Origin of the sequence: Paenibacillus sp. FSL R10-2199 (assembly GCF_038000235.1) — a bacterium.
Classification (GTDB): Bacteria; Bacillota; Bacilli; order Paenibacillales; family Paenibacillaceae; genus Paenibacillus_AQ; species Paenibacillus_AQ phytohabitans.
The window spans coordinates 159,744-176,646 of the sequence record NZ_JBBOBO010000001.1; the positions used below are offsets into that span (position 1 = coordinate 159,744).

Consider the following 16,903-nt stretch of genomic DNA (forward strand, 5'->3'; position numbering starts at 1 on the left):
AAGTATGTTACCCTCCCAGCGTTCTAGTGTTTGAAGTGGCGAACGCCGGTGAAGACCATGGCAATGCCGTATTCATTAGCAACCTTAATGGATTCCTCGTCCTTAATTGATCCGCCCGGCTGGATAACCGCCGTAATACCAGCCTTGGCAGCCATCTCCAGGGTGTCGCCCATCGGGAAGAAGGCATCTGACGCCAGTACGGAGCCTTTGGATTTCTCTCCGGCCTGCTCAATCGCAATCTTGGCCGCGCCGACACGGTTCATCTGTCCGGCACCTACGCCTACGGTCATATTATCAGCCGCCAGCACGATCGCGTTCGACTTCACATGCTTAACCACCTTCCAGCTGAACAGCAGCTGCTTCAGTTCTTCTTCCGTTGGCTTGCGGTCGGTTACGACCTGCAGCTCCTCCGGATTCACGGAATGAACGTCACTTTCCTGCACAACCATTCCGCCTTCAATGGAGGTTACGACAAAGCTGGTTTTGCGGGAAGCTGCCGTGCTGAGGTTACCAAGCTTGAGCAGGCGGATATTCTTTTTCTTCGTCAGGATCTCCAGCGCTTCATCCGTGAAGCCCGGAGCCAGAACGATCTCTAGGAAAATATCCTTCAGCATATTAGCCGTATCCTCATCGATAATCCGGTTCGCCGCAACAATTCCGCCGAAGATGGAGGTTGGATCGGCATTGTAAGCTTTTTGATAAGCCTCATATACACTCGCCCCCACGCCTACGCCGCAAGGATTCATATGCTTAACAGCCACTACAGCCGGTTCTTCAAACTCTTTTACAATCTGCAGAGCCGCATTAGCATCGTTAATATTGTTGTAGGACAGCTCCTTGCCGTGCAGCTGCTCGGCAGCGGTGAGTGTATCCTGCGCAGCCAGCGGCTTGCGGTAGAAAGCAGCCTTCTGATGCGGGTTCTCCCCGTAACGCAGATCCTGGATTTTCTCATAAGTGACAGTATAGCGCTCCGGCAGCGGTTCACCGGTTACATTCGCCAGATAATCGGCAATCAGGGCATCGTAAGCCGCCGTATGGCGGAAGACTTTGGCCGCAAGACGTTTGCGGGTTGCAAGGGTGGTATCTCCACCCGCACGAACTTCCTCAAGCACTGTAGCATAATCTGCCGCGTCCACTACCACACTGACAAAGGCGTGGTTCTTCGACGCCGAACGCAGCATCGTAGGTCCGCCGATATCGATATTTTCGATAGCTTCCTCATACGATACATCCGGCTTGGCAATGGTCTCCGCGAACGGATACAGATTCACCACTACGAGGTCGATGTAGTCGAGTCCAAGCTCGGTCATCTGCCGTGTATGCTCTTCGTTATCACGAACCGCAAGGAGGCCGCTGTGTACAGCAGGATGCAGCGTTTTGACGCGTCCATCCATAATTTCGGGAAAGCCTGTCACATCGGAAATCCCGATGACCGGAACGCCTTCTTTAGCCAGAAGTGTGCTGGTGCCGCCTGTGGAGATAATTTCTACGCCTAGTGCAGACAACTCGCGGCAAAAATCCACGATGCCCTGTTTGTCCGATACGCTGACCAGCGCTCTTTTGATACTCACTTTGAATAGTCCTCCTCTGGATTCACGCTAGATTAGGTTGTGGCCTATGATCGCAGGATCATTGTCGCCGGTTAGCCCGTGCTTATAACTTGAGTTTTAGAGTGTTTATAGAATAAGTGGATTTACGTCATTTAATTTCGGCTTGTTATCAGCCAGATAGAAAAGTAGTTGGAAATTGTCCATCTAAATGATGCCATATGCGCCTTAGAGCCTACAAACGCCAGAATTAGTTGTACTTTATCCAATTACGTTCTGCGATCACTGGTATTCAGACAAATTAAGTGGAGTGAATCCAATTGCTATATCGACAGCAACCGGCATGTCAGCAAACCCGTAATTCCGGCAATTTCAAACTGCTCAGTCAGCCAATCCGACATCTTGCAGACTTTGTGCAATATTTCCCGAGAAATATCAGAATCAGCCGCACCTGCCTGAACTACATTTTTTGTGTTTGTCAGATCCGGCTGATATGGCTCTGCTATTATTCGCCAATTGTCGTTATTCTTCCGTTCAGATCCACTCTGCCGGCTGCCAAAGCTGCCACCACTTCGGGATACAGCCCGTACTCTACCTGATGGATCCGTTCTGCCAATGATTCAGCGGTATCTCCCGGGTTCACCTCAACGCTGCGCTGGGCAATAACCGGTCCGGTATCCATGCCTCCGTCGACAAAATGCACCGTAACTCCCGTCAGCTTCACGCCATAATCCAGCGCCTGTCCGATCGCGTCTTTACCGGCGAAGGCCGGCAAAAGCGATGGATGGATGTTGATGATCCGTCCCGCATAAAGCCCAAGCAGCACCGGTGAGATCAGCCGCATATACCCGGCCAACACGATCAGCCCGATGTCCCGGCGCTGAAGCTCGGCAACAATCGCTGCCTCGTACAGCTCCCGACCCGCGAAGTCCTTCGGCCGCAGCAGGAGGGCGGGAATTCCCGCTTCCTCCGCCCGCTGTGCCACAGGCGCTTCCGGCTTGTCCGAGACCAGCAGCTCTATGCTGCCTCCGCCGAGCTTCCCCTCCTGCTGCGCCTGGACCAGTGCGGCGAAATTGCTGCCCTGTCCGGAGGCAAATACAGCGATCCGGCTCCACTGCATCAGACTTCAGCTCCTGTAAAGGTTACCTTGCGTTCGCCTTCCGTTACAGTCCCGATAAGATAAGCTTCTTCCCCGCTGGCCTTCAGCAGCTCCAGCGCGCGCGCTCCGTCCGCTTCAGCTACTACCAGCACAAGACCGATGCCCATGTTAAATGTGGTGAACATATCACGGTTGCTTACGTTGCCTTTGCTCTGCATCAAGCCGAAGACCGGCTGAATCGGCCAAGAGCCGTAGTTAATCTCTACATTTACATTCTCAGGCAGTACGCGCGGGATATTCTCGATGAACCCGCCTCCGGTAATATGAGCCATCCCTTTAACCGGAAGCTGTTCCAGCAGGGCCAGGAGCGGCTTCACATAGATTCTGGTTGGAGCCAGAAGTACATCCACGAGCGGAGCGCCCAGTTCAGGCACTACGTCATTCAGTCCGTAGCCGTCTTCCTCCAGCAGAAGCTTACGCACGAGCGAGAACCCGTTGCTGTGGATACCGCTGGAAGCAAGGCCAATTACCGTGTCTCCCGGAGCAATGTCCGCGCCGGTTACCAGCTTCGCCTTGTCGGCAACGCCTACGGTAAATCCGGCGATATCATACTCACCGGCCGAATACATACCCGGCATCTCGGCCGTTTCGCCGCCAATCAAGGCACAGCCTGCCTGATGGCAGCCTTCGGCGATACCGGCAACGATCGCCTCGATCTTCTCCGGCACTACCTTGTCGCAGGCCAGATAGTCGAGGAAGAACAGCGGCTCTGCGCCCTGCACTACGATGTCATTTACACACATGGCTACGGCATCGATGCCAATCGTGTCGTGGCGGTCCGCTGCGAACGCGATTTTGAGCTTCGTGCCCACGCCGTCCGTTCCCGATACGAGAACAGGCTCTTCATATTTGTCCTTATTCAGGCCAAACAGTGCGCCGAATCCGCCCAGCTCCGTCATCACTTCAGGACGGTAGGTGCGCTTCACATGCTTCTTCATGCGTTCTACCGCTTCATTGCCAGCCGCAATATCCACTCCGGCGTTTTTATAAGCTTCCGACACTTTTGGACACCTCATTTAAGTTAGTTTAGAGCGCGGGTTCGGGGCGGCAGGGATTTGAATCTTTTGGTGGTTATAGTCGTCATTACGAAGAATGTTTGGACTTCCGGCCGCTGTTATATTTGGATTTCCTTGATTTGAACCGCTGTCCGCGGTAGAAATCCAAATATAAAGGCGAACGCTGACGCTCCTACAGTTCCAAAATTCCTCTTCATGACTCCAACCACCGGGGTCAAACCCGTGCCGCAAGCCGAAATTTCGCGCCTTGCACAGCAGCACTGTTTCGGCGCTGTGGGCGAAGCCCAGCGCCTCCTAAGCCGACAAAACTCCCGACTTTGCGCAGCAAACAGGACAGGTTATGCAGGCTTCAGGCGCACGGGGCGAAGCCGTGCGCATCCTTAGGCGACAGAACCTCCGGATTTGCGGCAGCAAACAGGACAGGTTCTGGAGCCAGGGCCGGCGGGCAGCATGCCGCCAGGGCGCGCAGCGCCGTAAAGCGTGTCCCGGCCGTGCGCAGCACACAGGGACAAAGCGGGCACCCGCACCCACGCCCTCTTAGCAAGTTTAGAGCAAACTCCTTCCACCAAACTTTCGGGTGGCCGGAGGGCAGCGCCCTCCGGGGTCCCCCTTTGCAAGGGGGATTTAGGGGGATGTTAACAACTGCATCCGTCCTTCTCTTCCCCGCCGAAATCAACCTGTGTCGGGTAATCATTATCGAAGCAGGACAGGCATAGTCCGCCTTTGTAATCGTCACTATTATAGCCGCCGATGGACTGGATGAGTCCCTCTGGTGAAAGGAACGCAAGCGAGTCCGCATTGATCTCCTCGCACATCTCAGCGATTGTCTTATAAGAGGCGATCAGCTCGCGGCGGTCCGGGGTATCGATGCCATAGAAGCAGGGATTCTTGAATGGCGGCGAGGTAATCCGCACGTGAACCTCGAGCGCTCCGGCTTCGCGCAGCAGGTTGACGATCCGGCGCGAGGTCGTGCCGCGCACGATGGAATCGTCGATCATGACTACACGCTGGCCTTCCACGACACGTCGCACCGCGCTGAGCTTCATCTTCACGCCTTGCTCACGCAGCTCCTGGCTCGGCTGGATGAAGGTCCGGCCGGTATACTTGTTCTTGATCAGTCCAAGCTCGTACGGGATGCCAGTCTGCTCAGCGTAGCCGATGGCTGCGGAGATACTGGAATCCGGCACGCCGGTTACGATATCGGCATCCACGAAGGCTTCGAGCGCCATCCGGCTGCCCATCCGCTTGCGGGCGGAGTGCAGGTTGGAGCCGTTCAGATCGCTGTCCGGCCGTGCGAAGTAGATGTATTCCATCGCGCACAGCGCTTTGCGTTTAGGCTCCGCGAAGCGGTCCTCCCGGAAACCATCCTTATCCAGCACGAGCAGCTCACCCGGCTCAATATCGCGTACCAGCTTAGCGCCGATGACTTCGAGTGCACAGGATTCGGAAGCGAAGACATAAGCTTCGCCCAGCCGGCCCATCACTAAGGGACGCAAGCCATGCGGGTCAGAAGCAACAATCAGCTTGTCGTTTGTCATCAGCAGGAAGGCGAAACCACCAACCAGCTGGGCCAGGGCATCCTTCGTGGCTTCGACAAAATCCTTCTGTGAACGCGCGATCAGATGCGCCAGCACCTCAGTGTCGCTGGTGGTCTGGAAGATCGAGCCGCCCTGCTCCAGCTGCTTACGGATCAGAGGTTCATTCACGATATTGCCGTTCGTGGCAATCGCGAGATCACCGTCACGGTATTTGAAGACCAGCGGCTGCGCATTGGTCAGCCGGCTGTCTCCGCTGGTCGAATAACGCACATGTCCGATAGACATATCTCCGATCAGCGAAGCGATCTTGTCTTTGTCGAAGACTTCCTTCACCAGGCCCATGCCGCGGTGGTAGTTGAAGTCCCGTCCATCCGCTACGCAGATGCCCGCGCTCTCTTCCCCGCGGTGCTGCAGGGCATGCAGGCCGTAATAGGACATGGAAGCGGCTTCCGGGTGTCCGAAGACCCCGAAGACGCCGCATTCTTCTTTTAACGTGTCAAAAATATCTCCCGAGCCCGTTCCTTCGTTGTAAAAGTCGCCGGTCCACAGGATAGGGGCTTCCTGCTCTTTCCCGGTCTTTATTTCATAAGACATGGAATAGCATCCTCCCAAATGGTCTTGAGTTCAGTAACTGCTTCATCCAGTGCAGCCGCGCCGTCCAGAGCAACACGCAGGCGGTCTCCGCCGACGGTTCCAATAATCTCTACAGGTACGCCGTATGCGGCAACCGCCGCTTTCAGTTCTTCCGCACGGTCAGGCGCAGAAGTCAGGATAATCCGGGATTGGCTCTCGCTGAACAGCGCCACATCTGGACGCAATCCGCCAGCGGACAGCTCAATATTTGCTCCGGTTTTGCCGCTGATACAGCTTTCTGCAAGCGCTCCGGCCAGGCCGCCTTCGGATAGGTCATGCGCCGAGCGGACCAGCCCGCTGCGGATCGCAGCAAGTACGGCATCCAGCAGCTTGCGTTCCGTTGCCAGATCGAGTTCTGGCGGACGTCCTTCAGTCACGCCGTGAACAGCATACTGGAATTCACTGCCGCCTAGCTCTGCCTTCGTAACACCGAGCAGCAGAATCGAATCGCCTTCCTGCTTGAAGGCCTGAGTTGTAATATGATCGGTATCTTCTACAAGACCCACCATGCCGACAACCGGTGTCGGATAGATAGCTCCTGAAGCATTTTCATTGTAGAGACTGACGTTACCGCCAATTACAGGGGTATCAAGCACACGGCAGGCTTCAGCCATACCGTCTACCGCACGTTCCATCTGCCAGAAGATTTCCGGCTTCTCCGGACTGCCGAAATTCAGGTTATCCGTAATCGCCAGCGGCTGGGCACCGGAGCAGACAATGTTACGTGCTGCTTCGCTGACGGCAATCCGCCCGCCCACTTCAGGATCGAGATAGACATAACGTCCGTTACAGTCCGTAGTCATCGCCAGAGCTTTGCGTGTGCCGTGGATCGTTACTACTGCTGCATCGGAACCCGGACGAACGGCCGTGCTGGTCCGCACCATATAATCATATTGGTTATATACCCATGCTTTGCTGGCTACTGTAGGTGATCCCAGTACGGTTCGCAAGGCGCCGCCCAGATCGGTTACTTCATCATAGCGAAGCGTATCCACCGAGGCATTCTCCTCATAGTAAGCAGGAACTGCCGATGGTTTGTTATAAATCGGACATTCATCAACCAGAGCTGTTACCGGCATGTCGCCGACCACTTCACCGTGATGGAACAGCTTCAGGCGGCCGTCATCCGTTACCTTACCCACTTTGCGGCAAATCACGCCCCAGCGGTCGAAGATTTCCTGTGCCTGTGCTTCATCCTTAGGCTCAACCACGAACAGCATCCGCTCCTGGGATTCGGAGAGCATCATTTCATAAGGCGTCATGCCGTCTTCGCGCTGCGGCACCTGATCCAGATACAGCTCCAGGCCGTTGCCCGCTTTGCTCGCCATTTCAGCACTGGAGCACGTGAGTCCGGCTGCACCCATATCCTGAATACCAAGGACGATACCGCTGTCGATCAGCTCCAGGCATGATTCCATAACCAGCTTCTCCATGAACGGATCGCCAACCTGAACCGCCGTCCGCTTCGCTTCTGACTCTTCACTAAGCTCAACCGAGGCGAAGGTCGCACCATGAATGCCGTCACGGCCTGTTGGAGGACCCACGTAGAATACGGGATTACCTACCCCTTTGGCGACACCGCGCTGGATTTTATCGTGATCTATCAGGCCCACGCACATCGCATTAACCAGCGGATTACCATCATAGCTGTCATCGAACATGATCTCCCCGCCGACGGTCGGGATGCCGATACAGTTGCCATAGCCTGCGATCCCGGACACAACATGCTCGAACAGATATTTTACCCGGTCGCTCTCAAGCTTCCCGAAACGCAGGGAATTCAGCAGCGCCACCGGTCTTGCACCCATGGAGAAAATATCGCGGATAATCCCGCCCACCCCGGTCGCCGCGCCCTGATAAGGCTCAACTGCCGATGGATGGTTGTGACTCTCGATTTTGAAAACAACCGCCTGGTTGTCTCCGATATCAACAATCCCTGCGCCTTCGCCCGGTCCCATCAGCACCTTCGGTCCGCTTGTCGGGAAACGGCTGAGCAGCGGCTTCGAGTTCTTATAGGCACAGTGCTCAGACCACATCACGCTGAACACACCGATTTCTGTATAGTTAGGCTTACGTCCCATGAAGGAAGTAATGAGCTCATATTCGCTGTCCGATACACCGAACTGACTGTAGATTTTCTGCTCCGCGATCTGCTCTGCGGTCGGCTCCTTAGCGGATACTTGCTGCGTCATAACGATCCCTCCACGATGTAAGAATGGATGTGAACATCCGTTTGCCGTCTTCCGAACCAAGCAGGCTGTTCGCTGCCCGTTCCGGGTGAGGCATCATACCAACCACATTTCCCGCTACATTGCTGACTCCGGCGATATCGGCGACTGAACCGTTCGGGTTGTCGCTGTAAGTGAATACGATTTGATTATTAGCTTTAAGCTCAGCCAGCGTCTCTTCATCACAATAGTAATTGCCTTCGCCATGCGCAATCGGAATAACGATTTCTTCATCCTGCGCATAGTCGATCGTAAACGGAGTTGTGTTATTCACTACCTTAAGCACCGTGTCATGACAGCGGAACTTCATCGACATGTTGCGGCGCAGAGCGCCTGGCAAGAGGCCGGCTTCGGTCAGGATTTGGAACCCGTTGCAGATGCCGAGCACGAATTTGCCCTGTTCCGCCGCTTTGGCCACTTCAGCCATCACCGGAGCGAACCGGGAAATCGCGCCGCAGCGCAGATAGTCACCATAAGAGAAGCCGCCCGGCACGAGAATGCAGTCATAAGCCGACAGATCTGTCGCCGTATGCCACACATAATCTACAGGTTCGCCGAGGCTGTCTTCTACTGCTTTGTAGCAGTCAATGTCACAATTGGAGCCTGGAAAGACAAGTACAGCAAATTTCATGACTTTTAGTCCTCCAATTCGTAGCGGTAATCCTCGATCACCGTGTTGGCCAGCAGCTTCTCGCACATATCCTTGAGGCGTCCTTCCGCTTCAGCGCGGTTGTCGGTATCGAGGGTCAGCTCCATATATTTGCCGATACGCAGACTTTCAACTTCCTGAAAACCTACGGAATGCAGCGCCCCTTGCACGGCTACACCTTGGGGATCGAGCACGCTTTTCTTGATGGTGACGTAGACTGTCGCTTTTAACATACGCTTGTAGTTCCTCCTAAAATTTAATGAGCTGGACTGGGTACCTCGAATGAAAACTTACCGTAACTCAACATTACAACGATGTGCTAACCTCTAACGGTGAGCTGCAACAACTCACTTCACTGCGGGCAGCTAACTTAACTGCATAATGTACAGCTATAATCTCAATATCTTCTGTGATAACAACTATAGTTGCATTTCGTACAGCTATTTCTCTGAAAATCTGCTTTTCAGGCCATTTCACACATTTTAGTTGTATCAGATACAGTTAAAGAGCAAATGGCATCTTTTTCGGGCAAAATAACTGCAGAGAATACAATTAAAAGTTGGCTGCTGCTGGTCGGAACAGGCGTATCATATAATCTATAAGGACTTACCGGTAAGGCGGTGATAAATGTCCAGGTACCGGCGTGAGGTCTCTTCCACCACTTCAACCGGCAGCGGATCCGGCGTGCTATTCTTATCCCAGGAGGATGCCGAAAGGTAAGTCCGTACAGGTTCCTTATCCATGCTGTCGATCTCGATATCCAGCGCGTATTTGTCCTTGGCCCAGAAGCGGGAAGCATCCGGTGTGAAAATCTCGTCAATCAGGATGACCTTGCCGTCCAGCAACCCGAACTCGAATTTGCAATCAGCGAGGATGATGCCGCGGTCTTTACAATATTCTCTGGCAAAAGCGAACAGCTTCAGGCTCTTCTCCTTCAGCTCCAGTGCAAGCTCCGCGCCAATCAGCTCCTGCATCTGCTCAAAAGGAATGTCCTCATCATGGCCAACATCATTCTTGGCTGCCGGTGTGAAAATCGGCTCGGTCAGCACCGCATTCTTGCGCAGCCCTTTGGGGAGCTCGATGCCGTTCACTTTGCCGGTCTCCTGATACTGCCGCCAGCCGCCGCCGGTAATGCAGCCGCGCACGACACATTCGATATCAATCCGCTCTGCTTTGCGGACAACCATGATGCGGTTCTTCAGCGCTTCGCGGTCCCGCACAATATCCCCGAGCCGGTCCACGTCGATATGAACCACATGGTTCTCAATAAGCTCCTTGGTCTGACCGAACCAGAACGCGCTAAGCCGGTTAAGCACATTGCCTTTGTCCGGCACTGCCGGGTCCAGCACGTAATCAAATGCGGAAATGCGGTCCGTAACGACAATCAGTACCTCATCCCCCAAATCGTACAGCTCACGAACCTTACCTTTGTAGAGCAGCGGTGCATTTACGAGTTCCACGGCAGTGGATACGGCCGTTGATGTCATGACCTTTCCTCCCTTGAACAAATGATCTTGCTTATATTTGGGCTAAAAGCGCCTGGGACGCTGTCATTCTCCGCTTTGCCTTTGAGATATGAACTGAACGGCTAGCTAATCGGTAACACTACAAAAAATTTTGGACTTCCGATCGCTGTTATCCTCAGATTTCCTGATTTAAACCGCTGACCGCGGTAGAAATCCGAGGATAAAGGCGAACGCTGACGCTTCTTCCAGTCCCAAAATTCCTCTCCGTTCCTTATTAACTGGCCTATTCCATTCAATTCTGCAGCTACTCGCTCCAGAACAACAACTCCCCTTCGCTCCGCCCATATCTTCTCCAGCTCATCAGTTCACCACTGACTCACCTTTTTTAATTAGATAAGCTCCAGCTTGCGGAAGATGGTGTCCACATGCTTGAGGTGCCAGGAAGGGTTGAAAGCATCCTCGATCTCCTCCGGACTAAGCACGGCAGTGATTTCCGGTGTAGCTTCAACGATGTCACGGAACTGGGTTTGTTCCTCCCAGGCCTGCATCGCACGCGGCTGCACGGTGTCGTAAGCCTGCTCGCGGCTGAAGCCTTTGTCGATCAGCTTCGTCAGGATGCGGCCGGAGAACGGAACACCGAAGGTGCGGTTCATGTTGCGCTTCATGTTGTCCGGGAACACGGTCAGGTTCTTCACGATATTGCCGAAGCGGTTCAGCATATAGTTCAGCAGCATGGTCGCATCCGGCAGGATGATCCGCTCTACCGAGGAATGCGAGATATCGCGTTCATGCCACAGCGGCACGTTTTCGTATGCTGTAACCATATGGCCGCGGATCACGCGTGACAGGCCGGAGATATTCTCGCAGCCGATCGGGTTGCGCTTATGCGGCATAGCGGATGAACCCTTTTGACCTTTGGCAAAAGCTTCCTCCACCTCGCGGATCTCACTCTTCTGCAAAGCGCGGATTTCAGTAGCGAACTTGTCCAGCGAAGTGGCGACCAGTGCCAGCGCAGCCATGTATTCAGCGTGACGGTCACGCTGCAGGGTCTGCGTGGAGATCGGTGCCGGGCTGGTGCCCAGCTTGCGGCAGACAAATTCTTCAACGAACGGGTCGATATTGGCATAGGTGCCGACAGCCCCGGAGATTTTGCCGAATTGGACGCCGCTCGCCGCATGACGGAAACGCTCCAGATTACGCTTCATTTCCTCATACCACAGCGCCATCTTGAGTCCAAAAGTCGTCGGCTCAGCGTGTACGCCGTGTGTACGGCCCATCATCGGGGTATCCTTGTAAGCTACTGCTTTATCTTTAAGAATCTCAATGAACCGGATAATATCCTGCTCCAGAATTTCGTTGGCCTGACGCAGCAGGTAGCCGAGCGCCGTATCGACAACGTCCGTGGAGGTCAGTCCGTAATGCACCCATTTGCGTTCTGCACCCAGGCTCTCCGATACTGCACGGGTAAAAGCAATCACATCATGACGCGTTTCCTGTTCAATTTCGTCGATCCGCGCGATGTCGAATTTGGCGTCCTTGCGCAGCTTCGCGGCATCCTCATGCGGGATCACTCCCAGCTCGGCCCAAGCCTCACAGGCGCAAATTTCAACTTCCAGCCACGCGTTAAATTTATTTTCTTCGGTCCAAATGGCCCGCATCTCAGGTCTGCTGTAACGTTCGATCATAGCTTGTCAGTTCCTCCAAAGGTTAGTTTGCTCTACCCAGGACAGGCCGTCTCCGGTGTCCTTGCAGAGCAGGTTGATATGGCCCATTTTGCGGCCGGTCTTGCTCTCAGTCTTGCCATATATATGAAGCTTAGGGGATACCCCAAGCCGGTTTGATTCTTCATCCGCACTGCAGGCCGCCTGAATGGCGCCCTCCAGATGCTGGCCGAGCACATTCACCATGACTACAGGCGTAAGCAGCGTAGTGTCGCCCAGCGGCAGATTGCAGATCGCCCGCACATGCTGCTCGAACTGCGAGGTTACGCAGGCATCCATTGTATAATGCCCGGAGTTATGCGGGCGCGGAGCCAGCTCGTTAACGAACAGCTCTCCGTCCTCCGTCACGAACATCTCCACAGCCAGCAGTCCAACGGCATCCATGCCGGACACAATCTGCTCAGCCAGCTCGCAGGCCCGCCGCTGAATCACCTCCGGCACCCTGGCGGGTACAATCGAGAGATGCAGGATATTGTCTACGTGTATGTTCTCGGCGGGCGGGAAGCTCTTGACTTCACCTGACGCGCTGCGGGCGGCTATGACCGAAATTTCGCATTGGAAGGCGATAAATTTCTCCAGCACCAGCTCGGGTGCATGTGGCCTGGCCTCGGCAGCGTCTTTCGCTTCAGCCGCTCCCGGCGAGTCGGGCGAAGCCGCTACCCCGCTTGCTTGCGGTGCTGGAGCCGCCGCTCCCGGTGCTACCTGCCGGAACGCTGCTGCCAGCTCTTCCGGCCGGCGGATGACGGCTTGTCCCTTGCCGTCGTACCCCCCTGTGGCTGTCTTCAGCACACAGGGCAGGCCCAGCTCGGCAGCCGCGGCCTCAAGCTCCGCCAGGCTGCCGACCTTGCGGTACGGGGCAACGGGCACGCCCGCCGCCTCGATGGCCGCCTTCTCGCGCAGCCGGTGCTGCGTCGTATACAGCAGCGCGCTGCCCTGCGGCACGTACGATTCCTCCGTCAGCAGCGCGGCTACGCCCGCGTCGACGTTCTCGAACTCGTACGTGATCACGTCCGCGCGCTGCGCCAGCTCACGCGCCGCGTCCCGGTCGTTGTACGCCGCAATAATCTGCGGCGTAACCTGCCCGCAGGGCGCATCCGGCGCAGGGTCCAGCGCCACGAAGCGGTACCCCATGGCGCTGCCGGACAGCGCCATCATGCGCCCGAGCTGCCCGCCGCCGAGCACGCCGATCGTCGCGCCGGGCAGCAGCGTCCGGGGCGTTCCCGCCCCTGGTGCTTCAACAGCACCAGCGGCTGCCTCCTCCCGGCGCTCCATTCTCTCAGCTCCAGCTTGATCCCGCTCTGCTCGTTGCTGCTCCAAGTTCTCCAAGCCTCCGGTCTTCGACTCCACCGGTCTCATAGCGTCTCGCTGCTTTCCAGCACTTCGCGCTGGATCGCCTCGCGCCGCAGCTGCACCTTTCTCGCCACCTCCGGCTCGAAAGCACCGATGATCTGCGCCGCCAGCAGCCCTGCATTCGTAGCTCCGGCACGGCCAATGGCTACCGTGGCTACCGGGATGCCAGCCGGCATCTGCACAATCGACAGCAGCGAGTCCAGGCCGTTCAACGCCTTGGACTGCACAGGCACCCCGATGACCGGCAACGTAGTTTTGGCTGCCACCATACCCGGCAGATGCGCCGCACCGCCCGCTCCGGCGATAATCACCTTCAAGCCGCGCTCCACCGCTTCCTCGGCATAACGGAACATCAGATCCGGCGTGCGATGTGCCGAGATGACCTTTTTCTCATAAGGCACACCCAGCTCCTCAAGCACAGCACATGCATGCTCCATAGTTTCATAGTCCGATTTGCTGCCCATAATGACACCTACTTGCACAGACATTGTTCACCCAGCCTTCCGTTTCCCTTTATTGATATTCCTTGGATTTAAGTGTGTCCCATTTCCCTCTAGTTTCCCATAAATCCGAAAAAAATAGCCCGGATTCCAGACGCATTTTGCTGCGGGTGGACCCGGACTACTAAGGAATTAGGAGAGTACTGCTCCGGCATCTACAGATACCCGGCCTTTAAGAGAGCCGGCGCAGAGCACACCCCCGGTATATGCGGCGGCGGCTGGCCGTTTCAGTCATCCTATTTCCTCGTAGTCCGGCAATTTACGGTTACCGGGTAGAAACTTCCGGGCCCTATCCCCGGTTTTATACGAGCTCTTCATAGGTTCAGTTTAACAATGCCCTACACTTCGTGTCAACTTAAACACGAACATTGTCATATCATGTCTCTCAAATGTTCGCTTTTGGGCACATTTAATTTTCTTATTCCGCCTATTCCGGCCATCTCCGCAGAAAAAAAGGGGAACGCCTAAGCGCTCCTCTGCAAGTATCTCTATTATTTAACAACCAGCACCGGAATGCGCGCGCTTTGCACTACATTGTGGCTGACGCTGCCCAGAACGAACTCCCGGATTCCGCCAAGCCCGCGGCTGCCGATAACGATGACATCCACCGTGTGCTCTTTGGCATAAGCCAGAATCACTTCGGCAGGCGATCCCTGCAGCAATTCTACAGTAGCGTTCAGGCCTTCGGCTTCCAGCCGGCTTTTCACTTCATCCGTAGTCTGGACCGCGAGGTCATAATAATCCTTGTTCACTGATGCCGGCAGAGGCGCGAGAGCTTCCCCGATGAAGAACCGCGGGAATTCAAATGCGTGTACGACGTACAGGGAGGACCCTGGAGTTACCTTGGCCAGTTCAATCGCACGTTCCAATGCCTGATTGGAAGCCTTCGAACCGTCATAGGCTAGCAAAATTTTAGAGAATAACATATACGCCACCTCTTTCTATTGTGTACAGCCTTAGCCAAACTACAAGAAACTTAACTCAAAAAATATCCATACAGCAGGATATTCAGCAGCAGCAGCAGCGGAATTCCAATCCTGAAGGAAGTATGCCTCGTCTTGTGGCGCTTGCGGTACATGGCAATCAGCACACCCAGCGCGCCGCCCATGAACGCGAGCAGAAACAGTGTTTTCTCCGGCACCCGATCCCGTCTTTTGCGGGCCTTGTTCTTGTCTTCCGACATCACTACATACCCGATAATATTGATCAGTGCGAACCACAGCAATACAACCTTGACCATCCTTCCGGCCCCTCCTCCTTGCATCCTATCTACTCTCTATTATATTACCCTTTTCGGCAAAAAACCAATAAGTTCCCCCACAAAGTGAGGTTTTGGCGCAGGTGATCACTCAGGTACTTTGCGGGGACCCCTTCTATTACAATAAACCTAACCCTGCCTGCCAAGTATCCGCCGCTCTTGTCTGCTCCCTGTGCCCGGTTCCCCGGCCTCTCTGATCCATAGCCAGGACAACACTGCAGCAAGCAGCGCCGCAATTCCGCCAAGCCAGAAACCGCCGGTCAGTCCATACGCCGCACTCATCCATCCTGCAACAAATGGTCCCCCTGACATCCCTATGGCATACACCGCCTGATAAAAGCCCATAGCCGTTGCCCGTTTGAACGGAGCGACTCCCGACACCGATTTACCCAGCAGCAGCGGGAAAATAAGACCCTGCATGAAGCCGTTCCCAATCTGCGTTGCACAGAGAGCGGCTAGAGTAGGCATAGAGGGAATCAGCAGCGTGAATACCGCACTCCCGGCAAAACCCAGCATTAACGTTCCCCGGTCCCCAAGCCATTTGCCGAATAGACGTGAGCCGTACAGTGTGGCAATCGCATGCGGCAGCATGAAAGCCAGCGTCAGCCAGCCGAGACTTTCTTTGCTCGCTCCAATATCCAGCGCCTGATTCGGCGTATAGCCGAACATCGTAATGAACAGTACACAATGCGCCAGCACGGACAAAAGCGAGACCTTGACCAGCAGCGGTTCCCGTACTACTCCGGCAAGATCTTTAATCTGAATCGCATTCCGCTTCTCCTGCTTCTGTTCAGGAAGACGTAGTGAAAGCAGCAGCGCAGCCGCCGCCACAATCCCGCCGATAATAAACGGAGTGTTCCAGCCCCAGTGATCGACCATATAGCCGCTGATCATCATACTGGTCAATTGGGCAATAACCGTTGTGAACTGCAGCATGCCCATCGCTTTACCAGCCTCTTCTTTCGGAAAATACCCCGCGAACATCACCGAGTACACGACCCACGCGGAGGCCGCAATCCCTGAGACGGCACGTGCAGCCAGCGCCCAGCCCGGATGTGCACCAGCCAGGAACAGCAGACAGCTTGCTCCGCTGGCGATCAGCCCCAGATAAATAAACGGCCGCCGCCGGTTAAGATAATCCGAACCGATCCCGATCGGCAACCGGAACAATATCTGCATCAGGCCGTATACGCCCAGCACCGCTCCAACCATGACATAAGAAGCTCCCAGATGCTCCACATACGGAGACAACACAGGCACATAGATATAAGAAGAGAACCAGAACATAAAGACAATCACCAAAAAGAAAAACCGGCTGCCCCCCCTCTTGCCTGAGCCTTGTACCGATTGAATTTGATCCTCTTGTTGCTTAGCCGCCGCCACTTCATCACCCGCTCCACTATATTTGCTGGAACCCTAATAACCCTGTCCAGCTTCAATCTTCTAAGTAAAACATATCTGCCGCCCCTTGGACAGCCTTCGTAAAGTAACATTACACTTAATCTTCTGTCATACACCAGCCAGCCCCGCGATTTCCATAGACACAACAAAACCACCGGATGCTCCGGCAGTCTTGTTGTCTCGAAGCCTTCCCTCTCTGGAAGGGAAACTAACTTCTTTATAAGAGCTTAGAATAAACATGCTGCTCTTACGTTAACTAGTCTTACGCTTGTATCTTCGTTTGTATCTTTGTTTTTATCTTTGTTTGTATCTTTGTTTTTATCTTTGTTTGAATCATCGTTGTATCTTCGTTTGTATCTTTGTTTTTATCTTTGTTCTTATCTTTGTTTTTATCTTCGTTGTATCTTCCTCTTTTTTTTGCCACTCACTTCATATAA

General features: G+C 54.6%; 15 protein-coding genes and 1 riboswitch. All 15 genes read right to left on the bottom strand.

The window, feature by feature from the left end:
• Positions 1–23: 23 nt before the first annotated feature.
• Entirely contained in the window at positions 24–1,571 is a 1,548-nt protein-coding gene (gene purH, locus NYE33_RS00655) for a bifunctional phosphoribosylaminoimidazolecarboxamide formyltransferase/IMP cyclohydrolase (RefSeq protein ID WP_042133411.1), read from the bottom strand.
• A gap of 481 nt (positions 1,572–2,052) precedes the next feature.
• Positions 2,053–2,667: a phosphoribosylglycinamide formyltransferase gene (purN, locus tag NYE33_RS00660; RefSeq protein WP_341064412.1), complete on the bottom strand. Its 615-nt coding sequence runs from the start codon at positions 2,665–2,667 to the stop codon at positions 2,053–2,055.
• Entirely contained in the window at positions 2,667–3,707 is a 1,041-nt protein-coding gene (gene purM / locus NYE33_RS00665; RefSeq protein ID WP_341064414.1) for a phosphoribosylformylglycinamidine cyclo-ligase, read from the bottom strand. The genes purN and purM overlap by 1 nt, the downstream gene beginning before the upstream one ends.
• A 650-nt stretch (positions 3,708–4,357) precedes the next feature.
• Positions 4,358–5,854 (bottom strand): amidophosphoribosyltransferase, encoded by a 1,497-nt coding sequence (purF, locus tag NYE33_RS00670; protein WP_336102289.1) that lies wholly within the window; start codon positions 5,852–5,854, stop codon positions 4,358–4,360.
• Positions 5,839–8,085 carry a phosphoribosylformylglycinamidine synthase subunit PurL gene (purL, locus tag NYE33_RS00675; RefSeq protein ID WP_076248044.1) on the bottom strand — a complete coding sequence of 749 codons (2,247 nt, stop codon included), beginning with the start codon at positions 8,083–8,085 and terminating at the stop codon, positions 5,839–5,841. The genes purF and purL overlap by 16 nt, the downstream gene beginning before the upstream one ends.
• Entirely contained in the window at positions 8,063–8,752 is a 690-nt protein-coding gene (gene purQ, locus NYE33_RS00680) for a phosphoribosylformylglycinamidine synthase subunit PurQ (protein ID WP_039298250.1), read from the bottom strand. The genes purL and purQ overlap by 23 nt, the downstream gene beginning before the upstream one ends.
• Positions 8,753–8,757: 5 nt before the next feature.
• Positions 8,758–9,003, bottom strand: a complete 246-nt coding sequence (gene purS / locus NYE33_RS00685; protein ID WP_039298247.1) for a phosphoribosylformylglycinamidine synthase subunit PurS — start codon at positions 9,001–9,003, stop codon at positions 8,758–8,760.
• 363 nt (positions 9,004–9,366) lie between these two features.
• Complete coding sequence (locus tag NYE33_RS00690) at positions 9,367–10,257, bottom strand: phosphoribosylaminoimidazolesuccinocarboxamide synthase (RefSeq protein WP_042133399.1); 891 nt, start codon at positions 10,255–10,257, stop codon at positions 9,367–9,369.
• Positions 10,258–10,625: 368 nt separating this feature from the next.
• Entirely contained in the window at positions 10,626–11,921 is a 1,296-nt protein-coding gene (purB, locus tag NYE33_RS00695; protein WP_042133396.1) for an adenylosuccinate lyase, read from the bottom strand.
• Between the two features lie 6 nt (positions 11,922–11,927).
• Positions 11,928–13,229 (bottom strand): 5-(carboxyamino)imidazole ribonucleotide synthase, encoded by a 1,302-nt coding sequence (locus NYE33_RS00700; RefSeq protein WP_341068557.1) that lies wholly within the window; start codon positions 13,227–13,229, stop codon positions 11,928–11,930.
• A gap of 80 nt (positions 13,230–13,309) precedes the next feature.
• Positions 13,310–13,795 (bottom strand): 5-(carboxyamino)imidazole ribonucleotide mutase, encoded by a 486-nt coding sequence (purE, locus tag NYE33_RS00705; protein ID WP_042133394.1) that lies wholly within the window; start codon positions 13,793–13,795, stop codon positions 13,310–13,312.
• A 239-nt stretch (positions 13,796–14,034) separates the two neighbouring features.
• A riboswitch (purine riboswitch) is annotated at positions 14,035–14,136 on the bottom strand.
• Between the two features lie 162 nt (positions 14,137–14,298).
• Positions 14,299–14,733: a universal stress protein gene (locus tag NYE33_RS00710; protein ID WP_042133392.1), complete on the bottom strand. Its 435-nt coding sequence runs from the start codon at positions 14,731–14,733 to the stop codon at positions 14,299–14,301.
• A gap of 50 nt (positions 14,734–14,783) precedes the next feature.
• A complete protein-coding gene (locus NYE33_RS00715) occupies positions 14,784–15,047 on the bottom strand; it encodes a DUF1294 domain-containing protein (RefSeq protein WP_039310312.1) in 264 nt (87 codons plus the stop codon).
• 147 nt (positions 15,048–15,194) lie between these two features.
• The gene (locus NYE33_RS00720) at positions 15,195–16,448 is read right to left on the bottom strand and encodes an MFS transporter (RefSeq protein ID WP_341064415.1); all 1,254 of its coding nucleotides are present in this window, start codon (positions 16,446–16,448) and stop codon (positions 15,195–15,197) included.
• Positions 16,449–16,728: 280 nt separating this feature from the next.
• A complete protein-coding gene (locus NYE33_RS00725) occupies positions 16,729–16,890 on the bottom strand; it encodes a hypothetical protein (RefSeq protein WP_341064417.1) in 162 nt (53 codons plus the stop codon).
• Between the last annotated feature and the right edge of the window lie 13 nt (positions 16,891–16,903).

What these genes read in the sequence shown, in the direction of transcription:
- purN (WP_341064412.1), bottom strand. Translation starts at nt 2,667, where the DNA reads ATGCAGTGGAGCCGGATCGCTGTATTTGCCTCCGGACAGGGCAGCAAT.
- purF (WP_336102289.1), bottom strand. Translation starts at nt 5,854, where the DNA reads ATGTCTTATGAAATAAAGACCGGGAAAGAGCAGGAAGCCCCTATCCTG.
- purL (WP_076248044.1), bottom strand. Translation starts at nt 8,085, where the DNA reads ATGACGCAGCAAGTATCCGCTAAGGAGCCGACCGCAGAGCAGATCGCG.
- purQ (WP_039298250.1), bottom strand. Translation starts at nt 8,752, where the DNA reads ATGAAATTTGCTGTACTTGTCTTTCCAGGCTCCAATTGTGACATTGAC.
- purS (WP_039298247.1), bottom strand. Translation starts at nt 9,003, where the DNA reads ATGTTAAAAGCGACAGTCTACGTCACCATCAAGAAAAGCGTGCTCGAT.
- NYE33_RS00690 (WP_042133399.1), bottom strand. Translation starts at nt 10,257, where the DNA reads ATGACATCAACGGCCGTATCCACTGCCGTGGAACTCGTAAATGCACCG.
- purB (WP_042133396.1), bottom strand. Translation starts at nt 11,921, where the DNA reads ATGATCGAACGTTACAGCAGACCTGAGATGCGGGCCATTTGGACCGAA.
- NYE33_RS00700 (WP_341068557.1), bottom strand. Translation starts at nt 13,229, where the DNA reads ATGGAGCGCCGGGAGGAGGCAGCCGCTGGTGCTGTTGAAGCACCAGGG.
- purE (WP_042133394.1), bottom strand. Translation starts at nt 13,795, where the DNA reads ATGTCTGTGCAAGTAGGTGTCATTATGGGCAGCAAATCGGACTATGAA.
- NYE33_RS00710 (WP_042133392.1), bottom strand. Translation starts at nt 14,733, where the DNA reads ATGTTATTCTCTAAAATTTTGCTAGCCTATGACGGTTCGAAGGCTTCC.
- NYE33_RS00715 (WP_039310312.1), bottom strand. Translation starts at nt 15,047, where the DNA reads ATGGTCAAGGTTGTATTGCTGTGGTTCGCACTGATCAATATTATCGGG.